The sequence below is a fragment of the Nocardia sp. CA-135398 genome, from assembly GCF_050955845.1.
Lineage (GTDB): Bacteria > Actinomycetota > Actinomycetes > Mycobacteriales > Mycobacteriaceae > Nocardia.
Genome location: NZ_CP192084.1, coordinates 876,277 through 900,453, shown reverse-complemented (window position 1 = coordinate 900,453; position 24,177 = coordinate 876,277). Strand labels below are relative to the sequence as shown.

The 24,177-nt window shown below is 65.3% G+C and carries 24 protein-coding genes; 13 read left to right on the top strand and 11 right to left on the bottom strand.

The features are described from left to right. Positions 1-4: 4 nt before the first annotated feature. The 5 genes from ACQP1T_RS04170 to ACQP1T_RS04150 form a co-directional block, all read right to left on the bottom strand. Positions 5-1,039, bottom strand: coding sequence for an alpha/beta fold hydrolase (locus ACQP1T_RS04170; RefSeq protein WP_433758637.1), 1,035 nt, complete (start codon positions 1,037-1,039; stop codon positions 5-7). Positions 1,040-1,752: 713 nt separating this feature from the next. Continuing rightward, complete coding sequence (locus ACQP1T_RS04165; RefSeq protein ID WP_040696344.1) at positions 1,753-2,049, bottom strand: DUF2516 family protein; 297 nt, start codon at positions 2,047-2,049, stop codon at positions 1,753-1,755. A 72-nt stretch (positions 2,050-2,121) separates the two neighbouring features. Then, complete coding sequence (locus ACQP1T_RS04160; protein ID WP_433758636.1) at positions 2,122-2,769, bottom strand: heparin-binding hemagglutinin; 648 nt, start codon at positions 2,767-2,769, stop codon at positions 2,122-2,124. Further along, a complete protein-coding gene (locus tag ACQP1T_RS04155) occupies positions 2,766-3,266 on the bottom strand; it encodes a helix-turn-helix domain-containing protein (protein WP_062983652.1) in 501 nt (166 codons plus the stop codon). Before ACQP1T_RS04155 ends, ACQP1T_RS04160 begins: the two co-directional genes overlap by 4 nt. Positions 3,267-3,430: 164 nt before the next feature. After that, entirely contained in the window at positions 3,431-4,753 is a 1,323-nt protein-coding gene (locus ACQP1T_RS04150) for a DUF445 domain-containing protein (RefSeq protein WP_433758635.1), read from the bottom strand. Between the two features lie 234 nt (positions 4,754-4,987). Here ACQP1T_RS04150 and ACQP1T_RS04145 point away from each other — a divergent pair, with 234 nt between their 5' ends. The 10 genes from ACQP1T_RS04145 (at position 4,988) to ACQP1T_RS04100 (ending at position 13,843) form a co-directional block, all read left to right on the top strand. Next, positions 4,988-5,668 (top strand): TetR/AcrR family transcriptional regulator, encoded by a 681-nt coding sequence (locus ACQP1T_RS04145; protein ID WP_433761967.1) that lies wholly within the window; start codon positions 4,988-4,990, stop codon positions 5,666-5,668. A 157-nt stretch (positions 5,669-5,825) separates the two neighbouring features. Next, positions 5,826-7,265: an ABC1 kinase family protein gene (locus ACQP1T_RS04140; RefSeq protein ID WP_433758634.1), complete on the top strand. Its 1,440-nt coding sequence runs from the start codon at positions 5,826-5,828 to the stop codon at positions 7,263-7,265. Positions 7,266-7,292: 27 nt separating this feature from the next. Further along, positions 7,293-8,546 carry a saccharopine dehydrogenase family protein gene (locus tag ACQP1T_RS04135; protein WP_433761966.1) on the top strand — a complete coding sequence of 418 codons (1,254 nt, stop codon included), beginning with the start codon at positions 7,293-7,295 and terminating at the stop codon, positions 8,544-8,546. Between the two features lie 219 nt (positions 8,547-8,765). Then, positions 8,766-9,398, top strand: a complete 633-nt coding sequence (locus ACQP1T_RS04130; RefSeq protein WP_433758633.1) for a class I SAM-dependent methyltransferase — start codon at positions 8,766-8,768, stop codon at positions 9,396-9,398. 133 nt (positions 9,399-9,531) lie between these two features. Continuing rightward, positions 9,532-9,948, top strand: coding sequence for a hypothetical protein (locus ACQP1T_RS04125; RefSeq protein ID WP_433758632.1), 417 nt, complete (start codon positions 9,532-9,534; stop codon positions 9,946-9,948). Between the two features lie 3 nt (positions 9,949-9,951). Continuing rightward, the gene (locus ACQP1T_RS04120) at positions 9,952-10,611 is read left to right on the top strand and encodes a hypothetical protein (protein WP_433758631.1); all 660 of its coding nucleotides are present in this window, start codon (positions 9,952-9,954) and stop codon (positions 10,609-10,611) included. Beyond that, positions 10,608-11,303, top strand: coding sequence for an ESX secretion-associated protein EspG (locus tag ACQP1T_RS04115; RefSeq protein ID WP_433758630.1), 696 nt, complete (start codon positions 10,608-10,610; stop codon positions 11,301-11,303). Before ACQP1T_RS04120 ends, ACQP1T_RS04115 begins: the two co-directional genes overlap by 4 nt. A gap of 213 nt (positions 11,304-11,516) precedes the next feature. After that, on the top strand, positions 11,517-12,362 hold the full coding sequence (locus ACQP1T_RS04110) for a polyphosphate kinase 2 family protein (RefSeq protein ID WP_433758629.1): 846 nt from the start codon (positions 11,517-11,519) through the stop codon (positions 12,360-12,362). 126 nt (positions 12,363-12,488) lie between these two features. Beyond that, positions 12,489-13,280, top strand: coding sequence for a DsbA family protein (locus ACQP1T_RS04105; RefSeq protein WP_433758628.1), 792 nt, complete (start codon positions 12,489-12,491; stop codon positions 13,278-13,280). Further along, positions 13,277-13,843, top strand: a complete 567-nt coding sequence (locus tag ACQP1T_RS04100) for a vitamin K epoxide reductase family protein (protein ID WP_433758627.1) — start codon at positions 13,277-13,279, stop codon at positions 13,841-13,843. Before ACQP1T_RS04105 ends, ACQP1T_RS04100 begins: the two co-directional genes overlap by 4 nt. Here ACQP1T_RS04100 and ACQP1T_RS04095 read toward each other — a convergent pair. Next, positions 13,840-14,958 (bottom strand): S1C family serine protease, encoded by a 1,119-nt coding sequence (locus tag ACQP1T_RS04095; protein WP_433758626.1) that lies wholly within the window; start codon positions 14,956-14,958, stop codon positions 13,840-13,842. The genes ACQP1T_RS04100 and ACQP1T_RS04095 overlap by 4 nt on opposite strands. Positions 14,959-15,066: 108 nt before the next feature. Here ACQP1T_RS04095 and ACQP1T_RS04090 point away from each other — a divergent pair, with 108 nt between their 5' ends. Together ACQP1T_RS04090 and ACQP1T_RS04085 are read left to right on the top strand one after the other, a co-directional pair. Beyond that, the gene (locus ACQP1T_RS04090) at positions 15,067-16,119 is read left to right on the top strand and encodes an NAD(P)-dependent alcohol dehydrogenase (protein ID WP_433758624.1); all 1,053 of its coding nucleotides are present in this window, start codon (positions 15,067-15,069) and stop codon (positions 16,117-16,119) included. Between the two features lie 46 nt (positions 16,120-16,165). Next, a complete protein-coding gene (locus ACQP1T_RS04085) occupies positions 16,166-17,353 on the top strand; it encodes an AI-2E family transporter (protein WP_433758623.1) in 1,188 nt (395 codons plus the stop codon). On the opposite strand, the gene ACQP1T_RS04080 is transcribed toward ACQP1T_RS04085, so the two are convergent. Next, positions 17,354-18,649, bottom strand: a complete 1,296-nt coding sequence (locus ACQP1T_RS04080) for a phthiocerol/phthiodiolone dimycocerosyl transferase family protein (protein WP_433758621.1) — start codon at positions 18,647-18,649, stop codon at positions 17,354-17,356. It lies immediately after the preceding gene. A gap of 133 nt (positions 18,650-18,782) precedes the next feature. On the opposite strand from ACQP1T_RS04080, the gene ACQP1T_RS04075 reads away from it, so the two are divergent. Continuing rightward, on the top strand, positions 18,783-19,343 hold the full coding sequence (locus ACQP1T_RS04075; RefSeq protein ID WP_433758619.1) for a TetR/AcrR family transcriptional regulator: 561 nt from the start codon (positions 18,783-18,785) through the stop codon (positions 19,341-19,343). A 148-nt stretch (positions 19,344-19,491) separates the two neighbouring features. Here the strand turns inward: ACQP1T_RS04075 and ACQP1T_RS04070 are convergent, their stop codons facing one another. From ACQP1T_RS04070 to ACQP1T_RS04055, 4 genes are all read right to left on the bottom strand, one after another. Next, the gene (locus tag ACQP1T_RS04070; protein ID WP_433758618.1) at positions 19,492-20,058 is read right to left on the bottom strand and encodes a TetR/AcrR family transcriptional regulator; all 567 of its coding nucleotides are present in this window, start codon (positions 20,056-20,058) and stop codon (positions 19,492-19,494) included. Beyond that, positions 20,058-20,477: a VOC family protein gene (locus ACQP1T_RS04065; protein ID WP_433758616.1), complete on the bottom strand. Its 420-nt coding sequence runs from the start codon at positions 20,475-20,477 to the stop codon at positions 20,058-20,060. The genes ACQP1T_RS04070 and ACQP1T_RS04065 overlap by 1 nt, the downstream gene beginning before the upstream one ends. A 108-nt stretch (positions 20,478-20,585) precedes the next feature. After that, positions 20,586-22,892, bottom strand: coding sequence for a 5-methyltetrahydropteroyltriglutamate--homocysteine S-methyltransferase (metE, locus tag ACQP1T_RS04060; protein WP_433761964.1), 2,307 nt, complete (start codon positions 22,890-22,892; stop codon positions 20,586-20,588). A 339-nt stretch (positions 22,893-23,231) separates the two neighbouring features. Then, complete coding sequence (locus tag ACQP1T_RS04055; protein WP_433758615.1) at positions 23,232-24,101, bottom strand: 3-hydroxybutyryl-CoA dehydrogenase; 870 nt, start codon at positions 24,099-24,101, stop codon at positions 23,232-23,234. Positions 24,102-24,177: the final 76 nt, after the last annotated feature.

Sequence of the window (24,177 nt, the reverse complement as noted above, 5' to 3'; positions counted from 1 at the left end):
AGACTCAGCCTGCTGCTTTCGCGGGCTGACGCACCGAATCGACGATCAGCGCCAGTTCCTCGTTGAACCGCTCGTACATCTCGGTGTTGCCCAGATGCCCCTGCGGGAGCACCTCGTACTTGACCAGACTGCCTGTCTCCCTGAGCATTTCGGCGATTCGCTCGGCGTGCACGGGCGGGGTCATATCGTCGAACTCACCGGCCAGGATCGTGGTCGGTACGACGAGGTTGCGGGCCGATTCGCCGAGATCCAGTTCAGCGAGCAGGATCCCGAATTTCGCACGGACGCGGGCAGGGCAGGAGCGGACGACAGCGAGGCTGTAGTCGACCACGTCCCCGGTGGAGCGCAGGCTCATGATCTGTCGGGTGAAGGCCCACTTCACCGGTGCGATCGAGGGGAAGACGATCGCGGCGCCGAGGCCGAAGCGCCCGATGGCGGGCGGCAGCGCGATTCGCCGGTTCAGCAACGGGAGTGGTGCATTGAAGAATGGGAGGACGGTCGTCTCGGCGATCAGTCGGCCCGGCGCAGTGTTGGTCAGCAGTACCGCGCATGCCTGCTTCGCGACTCGGTCCGGATAGCGTCCGGCCCAGGCCTGCAGGGTCATCCCGCCGAGACTGTGGCCGACCACAACCGCGCGCTCACCCTTGCGCAGGGTGGCGTCGAGCACAGTGGCCAGATCCTCGGCGAGCAGATCGGTGGTCAAACGGCTGGAGCCGAGCTCACTCTCGCCGTGGCCGCGCACGTCGTAGACGACTATGCGGTACTGGTCGGCGAATTCGTTGATCTGCGCATTCCAGTATTCGATGGCGCAGGTCCAGCCGTGTACCAGCACGATCGTCGGCGCGTCGGCGGGTCCGTAGACGTGTACGCGCAAGCGCGCACCATCACGGGTGACGACCGGAACGACCTCATGGGGCGCGGTCGGCGGATTGAACGCCGCGGTCGCATAGGTACGGGACCTCAGGTTGGCGCGGTGTGTGTGAAACAACCCCCGGACCCGCCCAGGGAAGCCCACCAGCGCAGGCGGCATTGCACGCATCGGACACTCCTTTGTGTTACTCCCCGATACACTAACTGCAAACCGCCGTGCTTGCTAGTGCAAGCACCCCAAAAGTTATCCGAACTTCTCCCCACCCTTCTTTGTGATCGCTCACAAAACCGGCTCCAACCACCCAGCCGCCCGAGCCCCCGAACCGCCCGTCACCAGCATGAGCCAGCCATTTTGCATACGTGCGAGCCGCCTCGGAATTGCATCCCGCTCCCCGGGCGGATCGCCCCAAGTCGATCGAAAATCCAGCTCCGCCGCTGGGCTGGCCGGTGTCGCGGTCGGCTTCGGCTTCCTGGCGGAATGCGCCAGGATTTGCGAGCGTGGGCCGGGCCAGCGCCCGCATCTGCCTCACCCGGCTGCCGCGGGCCGCCCGAAACCACCCAACACATAGCCGGTCCAGCATGTTCGCCCAAAACCTCGTCGGCCTTCAGGCACCCGCCACCAGGTCGACAATCCCTGTCGCGGACGACGAATACCGACGCGCAGACCACAAGCGCTCGATCCCCGATCAAGCGTCACCGCACCAGTTCGAACCGCGCTGACCTCAGTCGGTTTTCGGCCGCGCATCAATCAAGTGCGCACGCAGCGACCGAGTGCACAGCGCAGCAACCGCGCGGATCACACTGAACCTCGGCAACTTTCGGTCACGCACCAAATGCGCACCCCGAACCTGAGCCCCCACCCACCCGAAGCCGGGTCATCGACTACCAGCGCGGCCCGCGCTGAATCTCATCCACCTTCGGGCGCACATCAGCCAGATACACGCCGGTCGCGATAATCGACACCAGCGCAAGCAAACTCGTGACGCTCAGTGACAGGAGCAGGAACAGCAGGGCCGCGCCGAGGATTGCGATCCAGATCGGTTTGGTCAGCTTGTCCACTGCGGTAAAGGCGTCGGGGCGCTGTCGGATGGCGTGGATCAGCGCGAAAATCGTCGCGCCGAGCGCCAAGAGCCGCAGCCCGTACAAGATCCAGCTGGCCAATCCGTGCGCTGTGTCCACCAGCCCATCATAGAAGCAACGACCCCGCACACGTCGGTGTGCGGGGTCGTCAGCGTGGAGAAGGGAAGGGCGTCAGGCCTTCTTGGGTGCCGCCTTCTTGGCCGCCGTTGCCTTCTTGGCGGGCGCCTTCTTGGCCGGAGCCTTCTTGGGGGCTTCACCGTCGGTGGCGGGCACGGTCTCGGTGGTCACCTCGATGACCTCGGCCTCGACGACCGGATCGACCGCGTCCTCGTCTTCCTTGGCCGGACGGCCGATCAGCTCGTTGACCTTCGCGAGCGCATCCTCGGCGCGGCTGGCCGCATCCTTGTACAGGGTCTCGACGCGCTCGATCTGATCCTCGACGAGGTGGTTGGCGCGCAGCCGCTCGACGGTCTCCTCGCCGCGCACGGCCAGATCCGCGTACAGGTCGAGGACCTGGGTGTAGTACTTCTCGGCGAGCGCCTTCAGCTCCTCCGAGGTGAACTTCTCGCGCAGCTCGGCGAGGTCCTCCGGCAGCTCCGAGGGCAGTCCGGACAGCCGCTCGCGCAGCGTCTCGAACTGGGCCCGGACATCGGCGGGCACGTTGGCGAAGCGCTCGCGTGCCTCTTCGACGCGACCGCTGACATCGGCGGTCGCGGCGCGCTCACGGACCTGGCTGACGGCGTCGACCACCGCGGTGTACACGGCGTCGCCGGCACCGACGGTTGCGAACAGTGGCTTGATGGTGGTGTTTTCGGTCATTCTTCGTTCTCCTGGCGTGGCGGAGTTGGTGATGTGCTCGGAACGTCGCTGTCCCACTCGTCCCCCCCTGGTTCGCTTCCTCCGTTTTCCCGGCGAAACGATTCATAGATGTCCAGCAGCACCTGCTTCTGCCGCTCGCTGATCGACGTATCGGCAAGCAGGGCATCCCGGACCGGACTGTGCGGCCGTTGCTCGAGATAGCCAGCCCGTACGTACAACACCTCCGAAGAGACGCGCAGTGCCTTGGCGATCTGCGCGAGTACTTCGGCGGACGGATTGCGCAATCCGCGCTCGATCTGGCTGAGGTATGGATTGCTGACTCCCGCCAGCGTGGCGAGCTGACGCAACGAGACTTGCGCGGCTTCTCGCTGTGCCCTGATGAAACCTCCGATGTCGTGTGCCGCGTTGGCCACACGCGCCGCCTTTTCGCCGACACCGCTGGATCTCTCCTGCGACTCGTCGGTGTACTCGGCGGAACCTTCGGGCTGGTCTGCCATCACTCACCTTCTGGCGGTTGTACGTTTCCGATTCTAAAGCAGGGTGCTAGCTATTGCAAGCACGCTGTTAGCACCCTTTCAGCAAACTTTCAGCGCGCTATGTTCGATTCGCGGCGCTCACCAGCCCTCTGCCTCCTCCGGGCCTATCGCTCACGCCGCGGCGGTCAGCCGCCGAACATCAAATGCGAAATCGTGTAGATCACCAGCCCTGCCAGCGATCCTACGACCGTGCCATTGATGCGAATGAATTGCAGATCACGCCCAACCTGCAATTCGATCTTCTTGCTAGCTTCCTCGGCATCCCATCTGGCAACCGTGTCGGTGACCAGAGTGGTGATCTCCCCGGCATAGTTTTCCACCAGATACCGCGCGCCGCGGTCGATCCAATCGTCGACTTTGGCACGCATCTCGGCATCGTCGCGCAGCCGCTCCCCGAGCTGCTGCACGTTCTCGGCGACCTTGCGCCGCAGCGTGGAGTTCGGATCGTCGGCCGATTCCAGGATCAACCGCTTGGCCGCGCGCCAGGTCGCCTCGGCCATGCCGGTGATCTCCTCGCGCCCCATGATCTGGGCCTTGATCCGCTCGGCTTTCTTGATCATGGCGTCGTCGTGCTGGAGGTCGTAGGCGAATTCCTCGAGGAACCGATTCGCCGCGAGCCGCACCTCGTGTTCCGGATTCGAGCGCACCTTCCAGGTGAACTCGACCAGCTCGCGATAGATCCTTTCTGAAAGCAGAATGTTTACGAATTTCGGAGCCCATTGCGGCGCGTCCCGCAAAACGATCCGGTCGATCGTTTCCTGCGAACCGAGCGCCCATTGGTGCGCACGCTCGGCAAGCATGTCGAGCAGCGGTAACTGCCGATTGTCGGCAAGCAGCTCGGCGAGCACCCGGCCGATCGGCGGACCCCACAGCGGTTCGGCGATCCGCTTGACGATGGTGTTGTCGATCACCTGCTCGACATCCTCGTCCCGCAGCACCCCGACCACCGCGCGCAGAATGGTCGAACTCTCCTGCGCCACCCGGCCCGCATGTCCGGGATCGGCCATCCAGCGCCCCACCCGCCAGGACACCTGCGCCGAATTCACCTTCGCCGAGACCACGTCCGGGGCAAGGAAATTCGATCCGACGAAGGCGCCAAGACTGGCGCCGAGCTGATCCTTCTTCTTCCTGATGATCGCGGTATGCGGGATCGGCAGGCCGAGCGGATGGCGAAACAGCGCGGTCACGGCGAACCAGTCGGCGAGTGCGCCGACCATGCCCGCCTCGGAGGCAGCCCGCAGGTAACCGACCCAATCATCGCCCGCCCCCCGCGATTCCAGCCAGCGGCAAAACAGATAGACAGCCGTCGCGAAGGCCAACAACCCGGTGGCCAGCGCCTTCATCTTGAACAGATCGCGGCGCTTGCCCGCCTCGTCGACGAAGGCCGCGAAACTGGTCGGTGCGGCGGACATGGGCGCATCGAGCACCGCGCCGGGAGATTTCTCCATGACACCCATTCTGCTGTGTGTTGCGGACCGACCTCCCGGCCGATCACAAGCGACACGCAACCGACGCCGAATGGCCCGTTGATGTGCAACCTGTCGCAACCGACACCCAAACGCGCATATGGGTCGTTGCCTGGACCTAAGCTGGTGGTCCACGACCCAACACGAACGAGGGAGCTCACGCTGTCCACCGATGACCTTGTCGATGTCGGCGAGCTTGCCGAACGACCGGCGGCGGTGCGCACCGGCCGGACGGACGGCCGCAAGCGCCGATGGCGGCAGCACAAGATCGACCGCCGCGAAGAGCTGGTCGACGGCACCCTCGCGGCTATACGAACCCGCGGCAGCAATGCGGGCATGGACGAGATCGCCGCGGAGATCGGCGTCTCCAAGACCGTGCTCTACCGCTACTTCTCGGATAAGAACGACCTGGTCCACGCGACCATGCAGCGGTTCATCGAGACCACCCTGATGCCCAGGGTGTACGAGGCGATCAGCCTCGACGCGGACGAGTACCACCTGGTGCGTTCGGCCCTGGCCGCCTACGTCGGCACGGTCGACGAGGACCCGGAGGTCTACCGGTTCATCATGGGCAACGGCTCGACCGACCAGTCCTCGCTGGCCGAATTCGAGAAGCTCTTCGCCGAGGTCGTCACCACGGTCATCATCGATCGCGGCGCCGAGCACGGCTTCGCGACCGAGGGCGCCCTGTTGTGGTCGTATGTGCTGGTCGGCGGCATCCAGTTGGCGACGCACTGGTGGACGACGGATAAGGCGATGTCGCGCGAGGAAGTCATCGACTACCTGACCATGATGGCCTGGAGCGCCATCGAGGGGATGGCGCGCGCGGGCGGCTCCCGGGCGATCTTCAACGCCCAGCCGCACATCCTGCCGGAACCGCCACAGGCCGGTGCCTGAGCGCTAGCTCGTGATCGCCAGCTGTTCAATCGCCCGACTTCGCGCGCTAACAGGCCGCTAGCTGGGGCGCTAGCTGAAATAGTGACGGCGGTCTCGACATTGCCGCGAGGTTGGCTACTCTGAAGCCCAGCGCGTCGGCACCAATGGAGGTACCTCGATGGCGAAGCAAGTGCCGACTTCTCGGCTTGCTCGTGGCACCAAGCTGGGTGCGGTGGCAGCCAGTTCGGTAATCCGAACCCAGCGCACACGCCTATCCATGCGGGGCCGGTCGGCGGCGGTACGCGCGAAGATGGCCGAGGAGTCCATGATCCGCACCACCGAGCAGGTGGTCACGGTCCTCGGGACCATGAAGGGCGTGGCCATGAAGCTCGGCCAGATGATGTCGGTGCTCGACCTCGATCTGGTGCCCGAGAGCCATCGTGAGCGCTTCCAGAAACGACTCGCCGTGCTGCGCAATGCCGCGCCGACGGTGTCGTTCGAGTCGATGCGACAGGTGATCGAGGAGGATTTCGGGCAGCCGCTGGACGCGATATTCGCCGAATTCCAGCCGGAACCCATTGCCGCTGCCTCGATCGGGCAGGTGTATCTGGGGCGGCTGCACGACGGACGTCAAGTCGCGGTCAAGGTGCAGTATCCGGGCATCGATGCGGCGGTGCGCGCGGATCTCAAGAATCTGGCCATGTTCCGGCGCGTACTGCAATCGGCGATGCCGTGGGTGACGCCCGCGGTACTCGACGAGTTGCGGCTGAATATGGAAAGCGAACTCGACTATCACGCCGAGGCCGATACCCAACTCCAGATCGCCGAGCTCTACGCCGGACATCCGTTCATCATGGTGCCGCGCTCACTGCCCGAACTCAGTACCACGCGGGTACTGGTCAGTGAATATGTGGCGGGCATGGGATTCGAGGAGATCCGTCAGCTGCCCGCGGCCGAACGCAATCGGATGGGCGAGATCATCTATCGCTTCTATGTCGGTTCGCTGTTCAGCTTCAACGAATTCTGTGGCGATCCGCATCCGGGAAATGTGCTGCTGGCCAACGACGGTCGGGTCGGCTTCCTCGATTTCGGCCTGTTCAATCGGATGGATCCCGAACATGTGCGGTTCGAGACGATCTGTCTGCGCGCGGCGGCCGAGGATCGGGCAGAAGACCTGCGGCAGTTGATGATCGAGCGCGGCGTGATCGACTCGCCGGAGGAGATCGGCGCCGAAGAATGCCTGGAGTATGTGCTCGCGGCCTCGGAATGGTGTCTGATCGACGAGGAACTGACCATTACCCCGGAGCTGGCCAGCGGCGCGTTTCTGCTCGCGGTGGATCCGCGGGCCAGTGAATTCGCCGGGATGAAACAGCAGAATCTGCCGCCGGAGCATCTGTTCTCCCGGCGTGCCGACTTCCTCACCTTCGGCATGCTCGGCCAGCTCGAATGCACCGCGAACTGGCACAAGATCGCCCGTGAATGGCTCTACGACGAGGCGCCGGTCACCGATTTGGGTAAGGCGCATCGGGAGTGGTTGAACGAGCGCAAACCGACGCCGACCAAAAAGCCGCGGGCTCGGGCGAAGAAGCCCGCCACGCGCGGTTCCGGCGCCAAATAATCCAGCACAGCAGCTATCGAACGGAAGATCATGGCAGACAACCGAGAATTCGACCTAGTGCTGTTCGGCGCAACGGGTTTCGTCGGCAAACTCACCGCGGAGTATCTGCTCGGCGCGGCGCCCGCCGAGGCGCGCATCGCGTTGGCGGGACGCTCACTCGACAAATTGACAACGGTCCGTGACGAACTCGGCCCGGCCGCCGCGAATTGGGGTCTGGTGGTTGCCGATTCGACCGACCAGGCCGCGCTCGACGCACTGGCCGCGCGCACCACTGTCGTGGTGACCACCGTCGGCCCGTACCTGCGCTACGGCCTGCCGCTGGTGGCCGCGTGCGCGAAGGCCGGGACCCACTACGCCGACCTCACCGGTGAGCCGCTGTTCATCCGGGACGCGATCGACCAGTACCACGAGCAGGCCGTGCAGACCGGCGCGAAGATCGTGAATTCCTGTGGCTACGACTCGATTCCGTCGGATCTGAGCGTGTACCAGCTGTACAAGCGCACGGTCGCGGACAATACCGGCGAACTCGAGGACACCACGCTGATCGCGTCGCTGAAGGGCGGGGTGAGCGGCGGCACCATCGACTCGGGCCGGGCCATGATGGAGGCCATCGCGGCCGATCCGGCCAAGGGTTCGGTGATGAGCCACCCGTACTCGCTCAGCCCGGACAAGTCGATGGAACCCGATGTGGGTCGGCAGACCGATCAGGCGCTGCAGCGGGCCAGCGGCATCGACCCCAGCCTGGACGGGTGGGTCGGCACCTTCGTCATGGCCGCGCACAACACCAAGATCGTGCGCCGTACCAATGGTCTGCTCGGCTGGGTCTACGGCAAGAATTTCCGCTACCGCGAGGTGATGAACGCGGGCAAGTCGGCCGCGGCGCCGCTGGTGGCCGCCGGTATGGCGGGCGGCATCGTGGCGACGATGACGGCCGGTGCGGTGCTGTCGCGAGTCGCGGTGGGGCGCAAGCTGCTCGACCGGATCGTGCCCAAGCCCGGCACCGGGCCGAGTGAACAGGCGCGCACCAGTGGCTGGTTCACCATGAAGACCTACGCGCGCACGTCTTCAGGGGCGAAATACGTGGCAACCTTCTCCGGCACCGGCGATCCCGGCTACCAGGCCACCGCCGTCATGCTCGGACAGGCCGGACTGTGCCTGGCATTCGATAGTGCGAAGCAGCCGGAATTGGCAGGCATCTTGACCCCCGCCTCCGCGATGGGCGACGCACTCACCGACCGGTTGCGCGCCGCGGGCATGACCATCGAGGTCGTCCGCACCTAGCGAGGCGGCGTCCGTCCGGCCGCCGTCCCACATACCTTCCGCGCACGCCGCAGACCTTCTGCGGACCTCGCACACCGACTCTCCGCGCGACACACCGCATCAGGAACGCGAAGTTATGCGAGACCTAGTGCGTGGCGGAAGTCCGCAACGAGGAGGAGCGCGAATGAGTTGGCTAGTTGGGTGGGGTGCTGTGGTAGTGCTGTCAGGCGGGGTGCTGTCGTGAATCTGGCTCGACGCACGATGAACGCGCCCGCGCTCGCCGCGATTTACGAGAAGGCTTGGCGGCCCGCGTTGTTCTATCTGGCCAGTGGTCGCAGCACGGCCGCCGATCGGCGCGACGCAGTGAGCACGCTGCGCCTCGACGGCTCCAAGAAGGTGCTCGATATCGCTTGTGGCCCAGGCAATTTCACCCGTTATCTGAGCAATGCGCTCGGCGGTGACGGCTACGCCATCGGTCTGGACTACTCCGAACCGATGCTCGCCCGAGCCGTCACCGATAACGCGGGGCCGCGCGTCGGCTATCTCCGTGGCGACGCGCGCACCCTGCCCTTCGCCGACGGCACCTTCGACGCCGTGTGCTGCTTCGGGGCGCTCTACCTGATCCCGGACCCGATCGCGGCGACCCGTGAAATGATCCGCGTCCTAGCCCCCGGCGGCCGCATCGCCATCACCACAAGTCACCGCGCCGACAACCCGTTCGGCCACGCGAGCCGGGTCGTCGGCGGCTGGAGCGGACTGCGCGTCTTCGACGACGAAACCTTCCCACGGTTGTTCGCGGAAGCGGGCCTGATCGATATAGATCAACAAGTCCATCGGCTCCTGCAATACGTCAGCGCCACTCGCCCGCGCTAGGACCCACGCTGTCGTGCGTCACATCACATCGGCGCGAGGTCGTGGACGAGCACAAGCGGGTTACACCGATCGATACCGAACGGTAAAGTGCGCGCAAGCGGTGGGCGGACCGAACGTGAGGGGGGCGACCCAGATGGCGGTACCGGATACCGGTCAGCGGATGGCCAGGCAGTTGTATGCCGCCGCCACCGGAACCAGCGGCGGTGCACCCTTCGAACTGGCCGAGGATGTCGCCGAAAACCTCGCGGCCGCATGCGACAAGCTCGTCGAGGATCTGCAAAAGGCCACGGCCACCGGACATCTCGTCACCGAGGTATCCGGCTTTCCCAACCTGCCGACGGGGCACGGCCTGGCAAAAGGCTTCGGCGACAAGGGCACTCAATTCCTCGACACCGTCACCGCGTTCCAGGAAACCGCCCTGCTGTACAAGGCCGCCTATCTGGCCGCGGGCAAACGTTTCGAGGATGCCGAGGCCGCGAACCGCGCCGCACTACAGCTGATCACCGACTACCTGGAGCCGCGCGGCGAACAGAACGACGGAAACAACTGACCCATGGCCGATTCCGTCACCAAGGCAGCCGCGGACGCCATCCGAGTGCAGCAGCGCGCCGTCGCCGCGGCGGCCGGATCGGCAAGCGGCGGGACCGATCCCGCGTACGCACCCGAGCGCGAACTGTTCGGCGCCTATACACACCAGGAGATCTGGGATCTGGTGCACGAGGTCATCGATCCCGCCGCCCTCGGCCGGGTCGCCGATGCCTGGCGCGCCAATGCCACCGCGGTCGCCGAGGCATTCCAGGCCTTCTCCGATGCCACCAATCGCGAATTCGCGCACTGGTCCGGCCTCTCCGCCGATGCCGCGCTGCGCGCCACCCGTGAATTCGTCCGCGCGGGCACCGAGGCGCACGATGTCTGTCGCGCGGTACAGCGCCTGATGGAGCTCAATTCCGATGCGGCGCAGGCCATCCGAGCGGCGATTCCGCCCCCGCCGCAGTATCGTGCTCTGGAAGATCCCGCCGCCGAAGCGATCCACGGCGGACAACGCAGGATGGACCACGACATGGCCGCTGCTACGGCGCAGGCCGATGTCCAGGACACGATGACCTATGTCTACACCCCGATCATGCCCGCATCCGGCGACTGTGTCCCCCGATTCACCGCACCGCCCGACGGACCACAGATCGCGCGGGCCGATGCCGGGGGCGCACGGTGAAATGGGTATTCACCCCGGACGAATTCACGCATGTCTGGGAGAACGAAACGAGTCTGGACCGCCGCCCCTACCCGGTCAATCTGGCGCCCGCCGCCACCGTGCGCACCGAATCCGATTACGCCGCACTGCGACTACCCCAGCGCTTCGCCCGCCAGGCCGATGCCGATCTGGCTGCCGCGCTCATGCTGTGCGCCCGCTCCGACGCCACCACCATCACCGTCTCCGGTGAGTCGGGGGCCAAGCGGATCCTTGTCTTCGCCGCGGTGGTGCACAACCACGCGGGCATTCTGATCGCCGATATCGACAAGGTGACGGTGCGTATGTGCCACGCCCGCACCCTCGGCAGACAACTGGTCGAGATCATCGGCTCGGCCCAGCCGGGCAAGCTGGCGGCCATGCGGGAGCCGCAGGACGCGGTATTGAACTCCGAGGAGGGCGACAGCGCGACCAACGGCCACCGCCGCGCCGCCCGTTTCCGCCAGACCCTACGAAAACCGGTGGACGGTCGCGGCTTCATCACCGTGACCGTGGAACCGGAAAACCCGATGTCGCCGCCCACCCGGCACCGCAGCTGGCTCGATTTCACCGACGACGGACGCTATCTCCTCACCACCTCGCACGAGCTGACCCTGACCCCGGTCACCGACGAGGATTTCGCCGACCAACTACTCCGCCTAGCCCAAATCCGCTGACTTCGCAGCCGTTGAACAAACGCCAGGTCACAGCTTCCCCAACCACCACGGAGCGAGTCTTACGAGCGACCGTTCGCGGCCCGTCTCGCGTCCGAGCCGTCGAAGCGCATGCGCCGCAGGCGCGAGTCTCGACGGCTCGGACGCGAGACAGAAGGGGGCCGCGAACACGCCGCGCCGGAGGCGCGGCCAAAGACACAGCCATAAGATACATCGATGGCGAAGAAATGGTCTCTGCCGCCGGTTCAGGCTCTGCGGGCCGATGGCTTGCGCATCGCTGATCTCGACGCCGCCGGTACGCCCGGATTCAAAGGTGACAAGAGGCAGGGCCAGGGACTGCTCGCCGAACGCACCAGCGTGCTGTCGGATCTGCAGGAGCGGCTCTACGCCAACGGCCGTTCCGGCGATACCCGCAGTGTGCTGCTGGTGCTGCAGGGTATGGATACCGCGGGTAAGGGCGGCATCGTCCGCCACGTCATCGGTTCGGTCGATCCGCAGGGCGTCGACCATGCTTCCTTCGGCGTCCCGACCGAGGAGGAGAAGAGCAATCACTTCCTGTGGCGCATCCGCAAGGCACTGCCGCGCGCGGGCCAACTCGGCGTCTTCGACCGCTCGCACTATGAGGACGTGCTGGTCGTGCGGGTGCACAATCTGGTGCCGCCGGAGGTCTGGGAACCGCGCTACGACGAGATCAATACCTTCGAGCGGGAACTGGTCGACCAAGGCACCACACTGGTGAAGGTGGCCATGTTCGTTTCGCTCGACGAGCAGAAGAAGCGGCTGCGCGAACGGCTGGACCGACCGGATAAATATTGGAAGTTCAACCCCGCCGATATCGACGAACGTGGCTACTGGCCCGCCTATCAGGAGGCCTACCAGGTTGTGCTGGACCGCACGTCGACCGACTACGCACCATGGCATGTGATCCCGGCCGATCACAAGTGGTTCGCCCGCCTCGCGGTCACCGAACTGCTCATCGATGCGCTCGACGGGCTGAAACTCGACTGGCCACCGGCCCAATTCGATGTCGAGGAGCAGCAGCGCCGCCTCACCCGGGCGTGACCAAGGTTCCTCTCAGGTTGAGCACGGATGATGTGGCCGTGCCCGTCCACGCCCCGGGGCAGTTCCGGATCTACCATCGTGGCGGCAGGAAACCGGCAGGCAAGCGAAAGGCGTGGTGAACGCACGGTGAGCAAAAAACCGGGTGGTAAAACGAATCCGCTCATGGCGGCGGAGCGCGCGGACCGCAACCGCAAGATCCTCATCCAGGTGGGCGTGGCCGTCGTGCTGGTCGGGCTCATCGCGGCGATCGGCATCGGTATCGCGGTGAAGAACGCCGACAAGAACGATCTGGGCGCCACCCCGTCCATTGCCGCCACCGTGAGCCAGCTGCCCAATGGCGCCACCGCGACCATCACCGACAACGGTGCGGTCCGCATCGGCAAGCCGGATGCGAAGGTGACCGTCCGCGTCGTCGCCGACCTGCAATGCCCGGCCTGCAAGGGCTTCGAGGCCGCCAACGCCCAGGCCATCAAGAATGCTGTCGACGATGGCACGGCCATCGTCGAATACAACATCATCTCGTTCCTGGACAAGGCCTCCACCACGAAGTACTCCTCGCGCGCTGCCAATGCGGCCTACTGCGTCGCCGAGGCGGATCCGTCGAAGTACCTCGGCTGGTTGGCCACCATGTACGAGCAGCAGCCCGCCGAGGGCAGTGCGGGGCTGACCGATGACCAGCTGATCACCATCGCGAAGGGCGTCGGCCTTCCCGATTCGGTCGGGCAGTGCATCAAGGACAACAGCTACAGCAAGTACATCGGGGCCAAGACCAAGGACGTGCTGAACAGCGGAGTCAAATCCACCCCGACGGTCTTCGTCAACGGCGCCCAGGTGAACAACCAGGACCTCGCCTTGCCGAACGGTCAGTTCAAGCCCGACGCGATGGCAGCGATCATCGCGACCGCCGCGGCCAAGTGAGCAACACCTCTTCCAGGTCCGCCTGGGTGCTGCTGATCGGTGGACTGGCCGGATGGCTGGCCTCGGTCACGCTGACCATCGAGCGGTTCAAACTGTTCACCGATCCGAGCTACCGGCCCTCGTGCAGCATCAACCCGATCCTGTCCTGCGGCAGCGTGATGACCACCGAACAGGCCGCCAGATTCGGATTTCCCAATCCGATTATCGGCATCGTCGGTTTCTCGGTGGTCGTCACACTCGCGGTACTCGCCGTCGCCAATGTGCGCTTTCCGCGCTGGATCTGGGGCGGCCTGTGGGTTGGCACCGCACTCGGCACGATCTTCATCGGCTGGCTGATCTTCCAGAGCCTGTACCGGATCGGCGCGCTGTGCCCGTATTGCATGGTGGTGTGGGCGATCATCACGCCGCTGCTCGCGGTGGCCACCGAGCAGGTGTGGGGTGGTGCGCGCGGACCGATGCGGATCGTCGTCGAGTGGCGGTGGACCTTCGTCGCGGTGTTCTACGCCGTGGTGCTGCTGCTGATCTTCCTGAAGTTCCAGGACTACTGGCTCTCGCTGGTCTAGTTCGGTGTGCCGAGCGCGAGCACCACGGTGACCGTGCGCCGCGCTCCGCCAGCACCGAGGACACCCAGCGCAACGATGTCATCGGGTTTGTGCACATTGATCGCGGCCCGCAATGCCCGCGCGGTGGTGATGTCACGACCATCGATCGAGGTGATCACGTCGCCATCGATGAGTCCGGCGGCGGAGGCCGGTAATCCGTACAGTGCGACATCGATCCGTGCCCCACTCGGTTTCGCATCGGAGATCAGAACGCCGAGCGTCGCGGTCGGCCCGATGTGCACGGTTTCGGTGGGCGTGCCGGAACGGATCTGGCCCACCACCCGCATCGCGGTGTCGATCGGCACCGCATAGCCGTTCGGGGTGCGCCCGACCTCGCGCGAGGTCTCGCCGGACGCGGCGGTGATCACGCCGACCACCGTGCCACCGGGATCGGCGAGCGCACCGCCGGACTGTCCGGCAGTGACCGGCGCCGCGATCTCCACCATCCCGGTCAGCGATTTGCGGGTCAGATCCGAGGAATTGAGCGCGACGATCGAACTGTTCAGATCGGTGATGTTGCCCTGGATCGAGGTCGGCGTGCCGCCCGCACCGCCCGCATTGCCGATGGCGAGCACGTCCTCGTGCACGCGCAGTTCGGCGGAGCTGCCGATTCGCGCGATGGTCAGATCGGTGGCGCCGATGAGTTCCAGCAGCGCGATATCGGCGTTGGCGTCGTAGCCGAGTACCTTCGCGTCGTAGACGGCGCCGTTGCCCACATCGGTGACCGTCACGGCTTCGGCGCCCTTGACCACATGATGGCTGGTCAGCACCTGTCCGTCGGCGGTGAGCACGATTCCGGATCCGGCCGCGCCGAGTCCGAACGGCCGCGAGGACGTGCTGATATTCACCAGTGCCGGTTCCACGGCCTGTGCCACCGCCGCCGGATCCAGCGGCGGCAGCGGCTCGAGCAGGGCGGGCGGGGAATTGTCCGCACTCGAGGACGACGACCAGTCGGGCAGTTCACCGCGGAAGCCGAAGAATGCGGCCACGGCGAGCAGGATGGCCGCGACGAGCGTCAACGCGCGCCCGCCACCGTCTCGCTGCCCCTCGGGCGCGCGGTGCCGCTCGTCGTCCATGCCGCTCTCCCGCCTCCGGCTGGGCCCTTGACCAATTCCATTGTGGCCGGAGATCTTTATTCGGCGTTGCGTTTGGCAAACCTCCGATGCGGCGGTAGGCATGTAAGCATGAGTGTTGCTGCCGCGTATGGGATGCCCGCGCCCGATGGCCCCTTCGAGAAGCTCTCGATCGAGCGGCGCGAGCTCGGGCCACGCGATGTGCTGATCGATATCAAATACGCGGGCATCTGCCATTCCGATATCCACACCGCCCGCAACGAATGGGGCGGTGCGATATACCCGTGCATCCCCGGCCACGAGATCGCGGGCATTGTCGCGGCGGTCGGTCCCGAAGTGACCAAGCATCGGGTCGGCGATCGGGTCGGTGTGGGTTGCATGGTCGATTCCTGCGGCGTCTGCGGGCCATGTCTGGCCAATGAGGAGCAGTACTGCGACAACGGGGCCACCATGACCTACGACAGCGAGGTGGACTCGTCCATCCAGCCGGGTGGGTACACCATGGGCGGCTATTCGACCCAGATAGTGGTGACCGAGCATTTCGTGCTGTCCATTCCGGAGGGCATCGGACTCGATGTGGCGGCGCCGCTGCTGTGCGCGGGCATCACACTGTTCTCCCCGCTGCGGCACTGGAATGCCGGACCGGGTAAGAAGGTCGCGATCATCGGCATGGGCGGACTCGGACACGTCGGGGTGAAGATCGCCGCGGCGATGGGGGCCGAGGTCACCGTGCTGAGCCATTCGCTCAGCAAGCAGGACGACGGCAAACGCTTCGGCGCGCAGCACTACTTCGCGACCAGCGATAAGCAAACCTTCCGCGATCTGCGCAACCGCTTCGATCTGATCCTCAATACCGTCTCGGCCGATCTGCCGATCGACAGCTATCTGCGCCTGCTGAAGTTGGACGGCACCCTGGTGATCCTCGGTCTGCCCGAGAACCCGTTGAGCGTCAAGCCTTTCACCATCGCCGGATACCGGCGGGCGCTGGCGGGCTCGATGATCGGCGGTATCGCGCAGACCCAGGAGATGCTGAACTTCTGCGCCGAACACGGGATCGGTGCGGAGATCGAGCTGATCTCGGCCGATGAGATCGATGGCGCCTACGACCGGGTCGTGGCCAGCGATGTGCGGTACCGGTTCGTGATCGACGCCTCGACGATCTAGTCCGTGTCGCTACGCCGATTCATCGCGGGTTCGCTAGCTTGGCGATGTGTTCGCGGATGAAGAGCAATCCCCACCCGCCGAACCGGCGGTGGTCACCGCAGATGTGACCGCGGGGCCGCCGCCGTGGCTGTTGCGAGCGTTCCTGCTCGCGGCGGCGGTGGTGGCCGGGCTGGTGTGCGGCTTCTGGATGCTGCAGAAATTGCAGGGTTTCCTGCTGGTGCTGCTGGTTTCGCTGTTTCTGGCGTTCGCCATCGAGCCAGCGGTGAATTGGCTTGCCGCGCGTGGGGTTCGGCGCGGGCTGGCGACCGGAGTGGTGTTCCTGGTACTGACCGTCGGGACCGTCGCATTCGTGTGGACGCTCGGCGCACTGCTGGTCGATCAGGTCACCACGCTGGTCAAGAATGCCCCCGATAATGCGGATCAGGCCGTCGACTGGGTCAATCGCACCTTCAAGACCGATCTGTCCGGCGATGATCTGCGGAAGTACCTCGGTGAGTGGAGTTCCACCATCGACCGCTATCTGGTCGGGCTGGCGGGCAATGCCTGGGGCGTCGGCACGGCCGCGATCGGGGCCGTCCTCCAGACCCTCGGCGTGCTGCTGTTCACCTACTACTTCGCCGCCGACGGACCGCGCTTCCGCAATGCGGTCTGCTCGCTGCTACCGCCGCGCCACCAGCGACATGTGTTGCGCGCCTGGGATCTCGCCGTCGACAAGACCGGCGGCTATATCTATTCGCGCGGACTGCTCGCGCTGTGCTCGACGATCGCGCACTATGTCGCGCTGCGCATCCTCGATGTGCCTTCCGCATTCGCCCTGGCACTGTGGGTCGGCGTTGTCTCGCAGTTCATTCCGACCGTCGGCACCTATCTCGCCGGTGCGCTGCCGGTGCTCGTCGCGCTGGTGCAGGGCCCGTCCACGGCGCTGTGGATTCTGGGCTTCATCGTGGTGTACCAGCAGTTCGAAAACTATGTCCTGCAACCGAGAATCACCGCGACCACGCTGGATATGCATCCTGCCGTCGCATTCGGCGCGGTCATAGCGGGTGCGGCGATACTCGGGCCGACCGGTGCGCTGCTGGCGATTCCGGTCACGGCGACGGTGCAGGCGTTCGCGGGCGCCTACATCCGTCGCTACGAGGTCGCGGACAGCGATGCCGAGAGGCCCGACCGGCCGCCGAAGAAACATCGAAAGTGGACCACTCGCCTCAGCGGCAGCGGTCGGCCACCTGAGTGATCATTCAATGCCCTGTAGTGCATCGATCAGTGCCAGGCCGACCTTGCCCATCTGAGCGCGGCTGTACAGGGCGGTGTCGTACTCGACCTGGATGGTCAGGCGCCCGCCGACGGTGAAGACGGTGAGTTTCGGCGGCATACCGGGACCCATGGCGTAGATGTCGTCGCGAATGCGGCGGATACCGTCGGGGGTCGAATGTGCCGGCAGGCGACCGATATTGGAGATGGCGACCGTTGGCGCGGCCGCGAACATCGCGGCGGTCGCCTCGTCCTGGACGCGCTGGGATGCGAGTAGGAATAAGGGAGCTTCGCGCTGCGCCATTGCGGCCGCCATGCCCGCGGCCACCACGTGTGCGATATCGATCGCCCCCGCATCCTCGGCGACGAGCGCGGCGGTGCCTACCCCGGAGGCACAATTCAGAATCGTATGCTCGGACACGGGCGGCTTCAGCTCGGATCGCATATCCACCGCGTGGCCGCAGAAGACCGGGAGCCCGCCGGTCGCGGGTTCGAGCTGGGCGCGGAATGCGACGAGTGCGGCGCCGACGAGCAGGCTGTTGACCGAAAGTCCGTGCGCGCGAGCGGCGTCGACCAGCTGCCGGGTTTCCTTGGTATCCAGTTCGATTCGCTGCAACGCGAATCGGCCGAGTGGATCGTCGCCGGTCCCGTCACCCTCGATCGGCAAACTCCGCGGAGCCGATTCCGGACCCATCATCGCGGCCCCGGCCCGGATCTGGTCGAGCCACCCGGTGATCTCCGCATCCGAGACAACCTCGGCGAGTCGGGTATCGACACTCGCTGGCAGGTCCTGATCGGAATCCGACTGTGGCAGCGCGGTTCCCGTCGCATGTGCGGTGTAGCGCTGCCACAGTTGCGCGAGTAACGCGAAAGCCGATCTGCCATCGGCGATTCCGTGATGGATGACCAGGACGATCCGATCGCGATCACCGTCGCGGAGCAGATGGGCCCGGAATAGGCCGTCGTGCCAATCACGTGGCGCATTGACCAGATTCAGGTACTCGGCTTCACCGCCGTCCGAGATCTCGAGGCGCGGACGGTAGGCATCGTCCCGGTGGAAATACAGCGTGCCGTCGGCGTCGGCCACCGGCTTGCTGCGCAGCAGTGGATGGTCGGCCGCCAGTTCGTCGAGTACCCGGCGCAGGATCCCGACATCCAGCAGACCGTGCACGGTGGAACCGATGAACAGCGGCATACCGCCGGTCGGCACGCTGCCGAGATGGGTTTCGGAGCCGAAGTAGGTGAGCTCGAAGGGAGAAAGTGGTCGCTGTGCGGTCATTGGTCGTCTCGTACTTCCGTGCGGCGGGGCAAGCAATGTCCTCAACATACAGATGTTTCAAACAGTTGTCACAAACAATTGTTTGAAACGTTCGTCACAAACAGGTGTCTGCCGCGCTGATAGGGTGCGAGGCGTGGGAACCCGAGAAGATCTGCTCGCCGCGGCCAAGCAGTGCCTGGCCGAACGCGGATACGCACGTACCACCGTGCGGGATATCGTGGCGGCCTCCGGCACCAACCTGGCCGCCATCAACTACCACTTCGGCACCCGCGACAAGCTGCTCAACCAGGCGATGATGGAATCGAGCGCGGAGGCGGTCCAGCAGATTCTCGATTCACTTCCCGCCCGCGACGCCGCGGATCCGGCTGTGCGACTGCAGGACTTCTTACAGCAGCTGATCACCTCGTTCACCGAGAATCACGCGCTATGGACCGCCAATGGCGAAAGTCTGGCCCAGGCACTGCATTCCCCCGAACTGCGTGCCGAACTGGGCGCCGCCCAGGAACGGGCGCGCACCGAACTGTCCGACTTCTTCGGGCCCGGCGCAGAGGACGCCCGACTCGGCGCCGTCCTGCAAACCATGATCGGCGGGCTGCTGATCCAACACCTGATCGCCCCGGAAAACGCCCCTACCGCTGCCGACATCACCACAGGTCTGCGCACTCTGGGCACACTGCTCCCAGCTGGGACATAGCCTCCGCATCGTCGCCCAGGCGCGCGCCGTCCACAGACGTGCGCTGACCCTGCTCACCCTGGACGCCATCGCCCCGGTCGTCGGCGCGGTAATCGGCACCGTCATCCGGGTTCCGGCCGGGACGGTCGGCCGCTGTCATTCCGGTCGGTCAGCGAGTGATCGCGCGCAGCACGGCATCCACCGACTGGTCGGCGAGGGTTTCGTTCAGCGGCAGATGGCCGAAGAGGGCACGGTAGTAGATCGGTGCGGCCACCGCGTCGAGGACGAAGTCGAGGTCGATACCCGGATCGATATCGCCTCGGTTGATGGCCGATTCCAGGGCGATCGCGGTGGTTCGTCTGCGTGGTTCGAATACCGTTGCCAGGAAATGCGCACGTAGGTCCGGGTCGTTGGCGAGATCCGCTACCAGGGCGGGCAATACCTGACTCAGCGAGGTATCGCGTAGTGCGGCAACAAGATTCCGCATTGCGATGGTCAGATCCGCGCGCAAGTCGCCGGTGTCCGGGGTTGGTTGCAGTCCCAGTAGGTCCGCGACGACATCGATCACCAGATGACGTTTCGAAGGCCAGCGGCGGTAGATCGCCGGGCGATGCAGACCGGCCCGGGCCGCGATCTGCCCGATGGACAGTTCGGCATAACCGTTCTCGTCCAACAGCTTTCGCGCCGCAGCGAGCACTGCGGTATCGATGCGGTCCTCCCGCGTGCGTCCCGGCATCAGAACACCGGACGTGGCATCAGGACGACTCGCCAACCGTCCGGATCCGGAAAGGTCAAGCCGCCGTTGGCCGCCCAGTACGGATTCTCGGCGGGGACCGGCCGCACCCCGAATTCGCCGAGGCGCTGTGCGACGTCGTACATCTGGGTTTCGGTCGAAAAGTAGAGCACCAGTAGGTTTTCCGCGCTCGGCGCATCGCCGGGACTGCCGTCCACATGGGTGGTGAACTCCAGGTGATATCCGGTGCCCGGCAATCCGAGCATCACACCGTCGTAGCCCGCGTGGTTTTCGAATCGGTAGAGCTCGCGCAGCCCCAACCCCTCGACGTAGAACCGCACGACCTCCACCAACCGATCGGTGGGCCTGGCGATTCGAACCTGGGCCACCGGCAACGACTCGGGCCATGTCTGCTCAGCCATATCTCAACGATACGGTACGTACTGTACCGATTCGATATGGCATCCATCACCCGAGCCGCAAAAGACCGCCGCCACGTCGAGACATGGCGGCGGCCTTCGGCTTCGGTATTACTCCGGCGGCGTGGCCCGCCGACGAACACGGCGCGCGGCCGCGACCATATTGCGCAGCGAGGGCTCCAGCTGCCAGTAGTGCCGGGTCTTCAGACCGCCGTCCGGATTCGCCCACAGGCGTTCCGGACTGATGGCTTCGGCTGCGGCCGTGAGCAATTCGTCGAGCTCATCGATATCCGGGATCCGCGCCGAACGACTCTCGTAGACACCGGGACCGACGCCGTGACTCAGGCCGTGACCCGACGCGGAGTCCTCCTTCAGCGCCCTGAGCACCCATTCGATCGAGCGGGTCGCCACGATCGCGGTGACATCGGCGTCGAGCTCCTCGATCGCGTCGACCACCTCGGTACGACCCGAATAGCCGATATGCGTGTGGATCTGGGTCTCCGGCTTGACACCGGAGGTGGCCAGGCGGAAAGCCGCGACCGCCCAGCGCAGATATTCGGCGCGCCCCTGCGGACGCATGGGTAGCAGCTCGCGAATGGCGGGCTCGTCGACCTGGATGATCGAAATCCCGGCCCGTTCCAGATCCACGACCTCATCGCGAATGGCGAGCGCGACCTGATCGGCGGTCTCGTACAGCGGCTGATCCTGGCGCACGAACGAACGCGCGATCATCGTGACCGGACCGGTGACCATGCCCTTGACCGGCTTATCGGTCAACGACTGGGCATAGCTGATCCATTCGACCGACATCGGCGCGGGTCGTGAGACGTCACCGTAGATGATCGGCGGACGCACACAACGCGATCCGTACACCTGCACCCAGCCGAAGTGGGTGGTCGCGAAGCCGTCGAGCAGCTCGGCGAAGTACTGGATCATGTCGTTGCGCTCGTGTTCACCGTGCACGAGCACATCGAGGCCGATGTCCTCCTGCAGGCGGATCGTGGCCTCGATTTCGGCCTCGATCTTCTTGCGGTATTCGTCATAGGACAGCTTGCCTTCGCCAAGGTCGTAGCGGGCCTGACGAATCTTGGTGGTCTGCGGGAAGGAACCCAGCGTGGTCGCGGGCACCGGCGGCAGATTCAGCTTGCGCTGCTGGGCTGCGCGGCGCACCTCGTACGGTTCGCGCGAGCGCATACCGGGGGTGATCGCGTAAACCCGTTGCCGCACAGCGTGTTTCTGCTTGAAATGCACTTCGGTCGGCCGCTTGCGCCATTTGTCCGACGGCCCCTCGGTGAGGGCTTTGGCCAGCGAAACCACCTCGCCCACCTTCTGCCGCGCGAAGGCCAAGCGGTCGGCGACATTGCCCTCGATATCGTATTCGGCGAGCACGTCATAGGGCACATGCAGCAGTGTCGTGCCGGTGGACACCACGAGATCGGGGCACACCTTGGCCAGCTCGTTGAGGTATTCCAGCGTCACATAGCGGTCCGCGCGCCACACATTGAGGCCGCTGATCACGCCCGCGTACAAGCGCTTGCGCCGGATGCCCGGAATCTGCGCGAGTTCTTCCGGCTGGATCCGATAGCTGGCCAAGTCCAGTCCGATGGCCTCGACATTGGTTTCGGCCAGAATGCGCAGCGCCTCACCGAAATCGCCGTACTGCCCGGTGACGAGCATGCGGGGCCGCAGCGCCGAGGTCGAAAGTCGTTGGTAGGCACGCTCGAACGCGGCCAGCTCTGCCGGAGTGCGCTCACCGGTGAAGGACGGTTCGTCCAACTGCACACAGGTCGACCCGCGCTTGGCGAGGATTTCGAACAGCTCCTCGTACACCGGGAGCAGCTTGTCCAACAGGCTGAGGGTGTCGAAACCGCCCGCCTCACCGGGGATATGCCCGGCCTTGGACAGCAGCAGCAGCGACACCGGACCGAGCACCACCGGGCGCAGCTCGATATCACTGGCCTTGGCGCGATCCCATTCGTCGAGCAGCGCCTCCGGGTGCAGCGAGAATTCAGTGTTCTCGTCGAGTTCGGGCTGGCGGTAGTGGTAATTCGTGCCGAAGAACCGAACCAGCTCCAGCGGCGGCAGATCCGGACGACCGCGGGCCATCAGGAAATAGAAGTCCAGCGGGTGCAGCTCGTCCTGGTAGGGCTTGAATCGCGCGGGCACCGCACCGAACAGCAGCGCATTGTCGAGAATGTGGTCGTAGAAGGAGAAGGTGTTACCCGGCACCTGGGTCAGGCCGGTGGCGGCCAGCCCGCTGTACTGCCGCTCCTGGATATCGCGCCCGACCGCGAGCAGCTCGTCGCGGGAGACCCCACCACGCCAATAGCCCTCGAGGGCCCGCTTGAGTTCGCGGTGCGGCCCGATCCTCGGGTAGCCGAGAATGCTCGACCCGTATCCGTCCTGAACGTTGACCATGAGCGGGTTATCCCTTTCGATCACCTGCGCGATGTCCTCGACCCAGACCCCGCAACAGCGCTGCGCTCCCGGTATTGCAGCCGAGCCGCTGATCACGGCCCGACCTTTCTGCAGCCTATGCCGCTAAGAGCATCGGCAGGGTAAGACTCCGGCGGTCAGGTGACCGTTGACACCTGAGCAACCACCACGGAGCGAGTCCTACGAGCGACCCGTTCGCGGCCCGTCTCGCGTCCGAGTCGTCGAAGCGCATGCGCCGAAGGCGCGAGTCTCGACGGCTCGGACGCGAGACACCAGGGGGCCGCGAACACGCAGCGCCGAAGGCGCTGCCAAAAATACAGATCAGACCTTGTACTGGTAGAAGCCCGCGCCGGTCTTCTTGCCGAGCAGACCGGCCTCGACCATGCGCATCAGCAGCGGCGGCGCCGAGTACAGCGGCTCCTTGAACTCCTGGTACATGGAGTCGGCAATGGACTTCACGGTGTCGAGGCCGACCAGGTCGGTCAGCGCCAGCGGACCCATCGGGTGGGCGCAGCCGAGCACCATCGCCTTGTCGACGTCGTCCTTGGTGGCGAAGCCGGATTCGACCATCCGGATGGCCGAGAGCAAGTACGGCACCAGCAGCGCGTTCACCACGAAACCGGAGCGGTCGGCCGAGCGCACGACCTGCTTGCCGAGCACATCGCCGGCGAAGGCCTCGGCCCGCGCGGACACCGCCGCGCTGGTCTTCAGCGTGGTGACCAGCTCGACCAGCGGCAGCACCGGCACCGGGTTGAAGAAGTGCATGCCGACCACGCGCTCCGGGTTGGCGGTGGCGACGGCGATCTTCATGATCGGGATGGAAGAGGTGTTGGAGGCCAGCACGGCGTCCGGATCGGTGACCACCTTGTCGAGTTCGGCGAAGATGGCGGTCTTGACCTTCTCGTCCTCGAGCACCGCCTCGACCACCAGCTGACGGTCGGCGAAATCGCCGAGGTCGGAGGTGAACCGCAGCCGCCACGCGGCCTGTTCGCGCTCGCGCTCGGTGATCTTGCCGCTGCTGACGCCGCGGTCGAGCGAGCGCAGGATGCGGGCGCGACCTGCGGCGGCTAGCTCCCGAGTCTGTTCGTAGACGAGCACGTCGATATGCGCCCTGGCACACACCTCGGCGATTCCGGCACCCATCTGTCCGGCACCGATGATGCCGACGCGCTGAATCTTCTCGCTGCTCACGTCCCGCTCCTGCTGGTTTTGTCTGGCTGTCGGGTGGCTGGTGGCGAAGGACGCTCGGATGTGAGCGAGCCTTCGA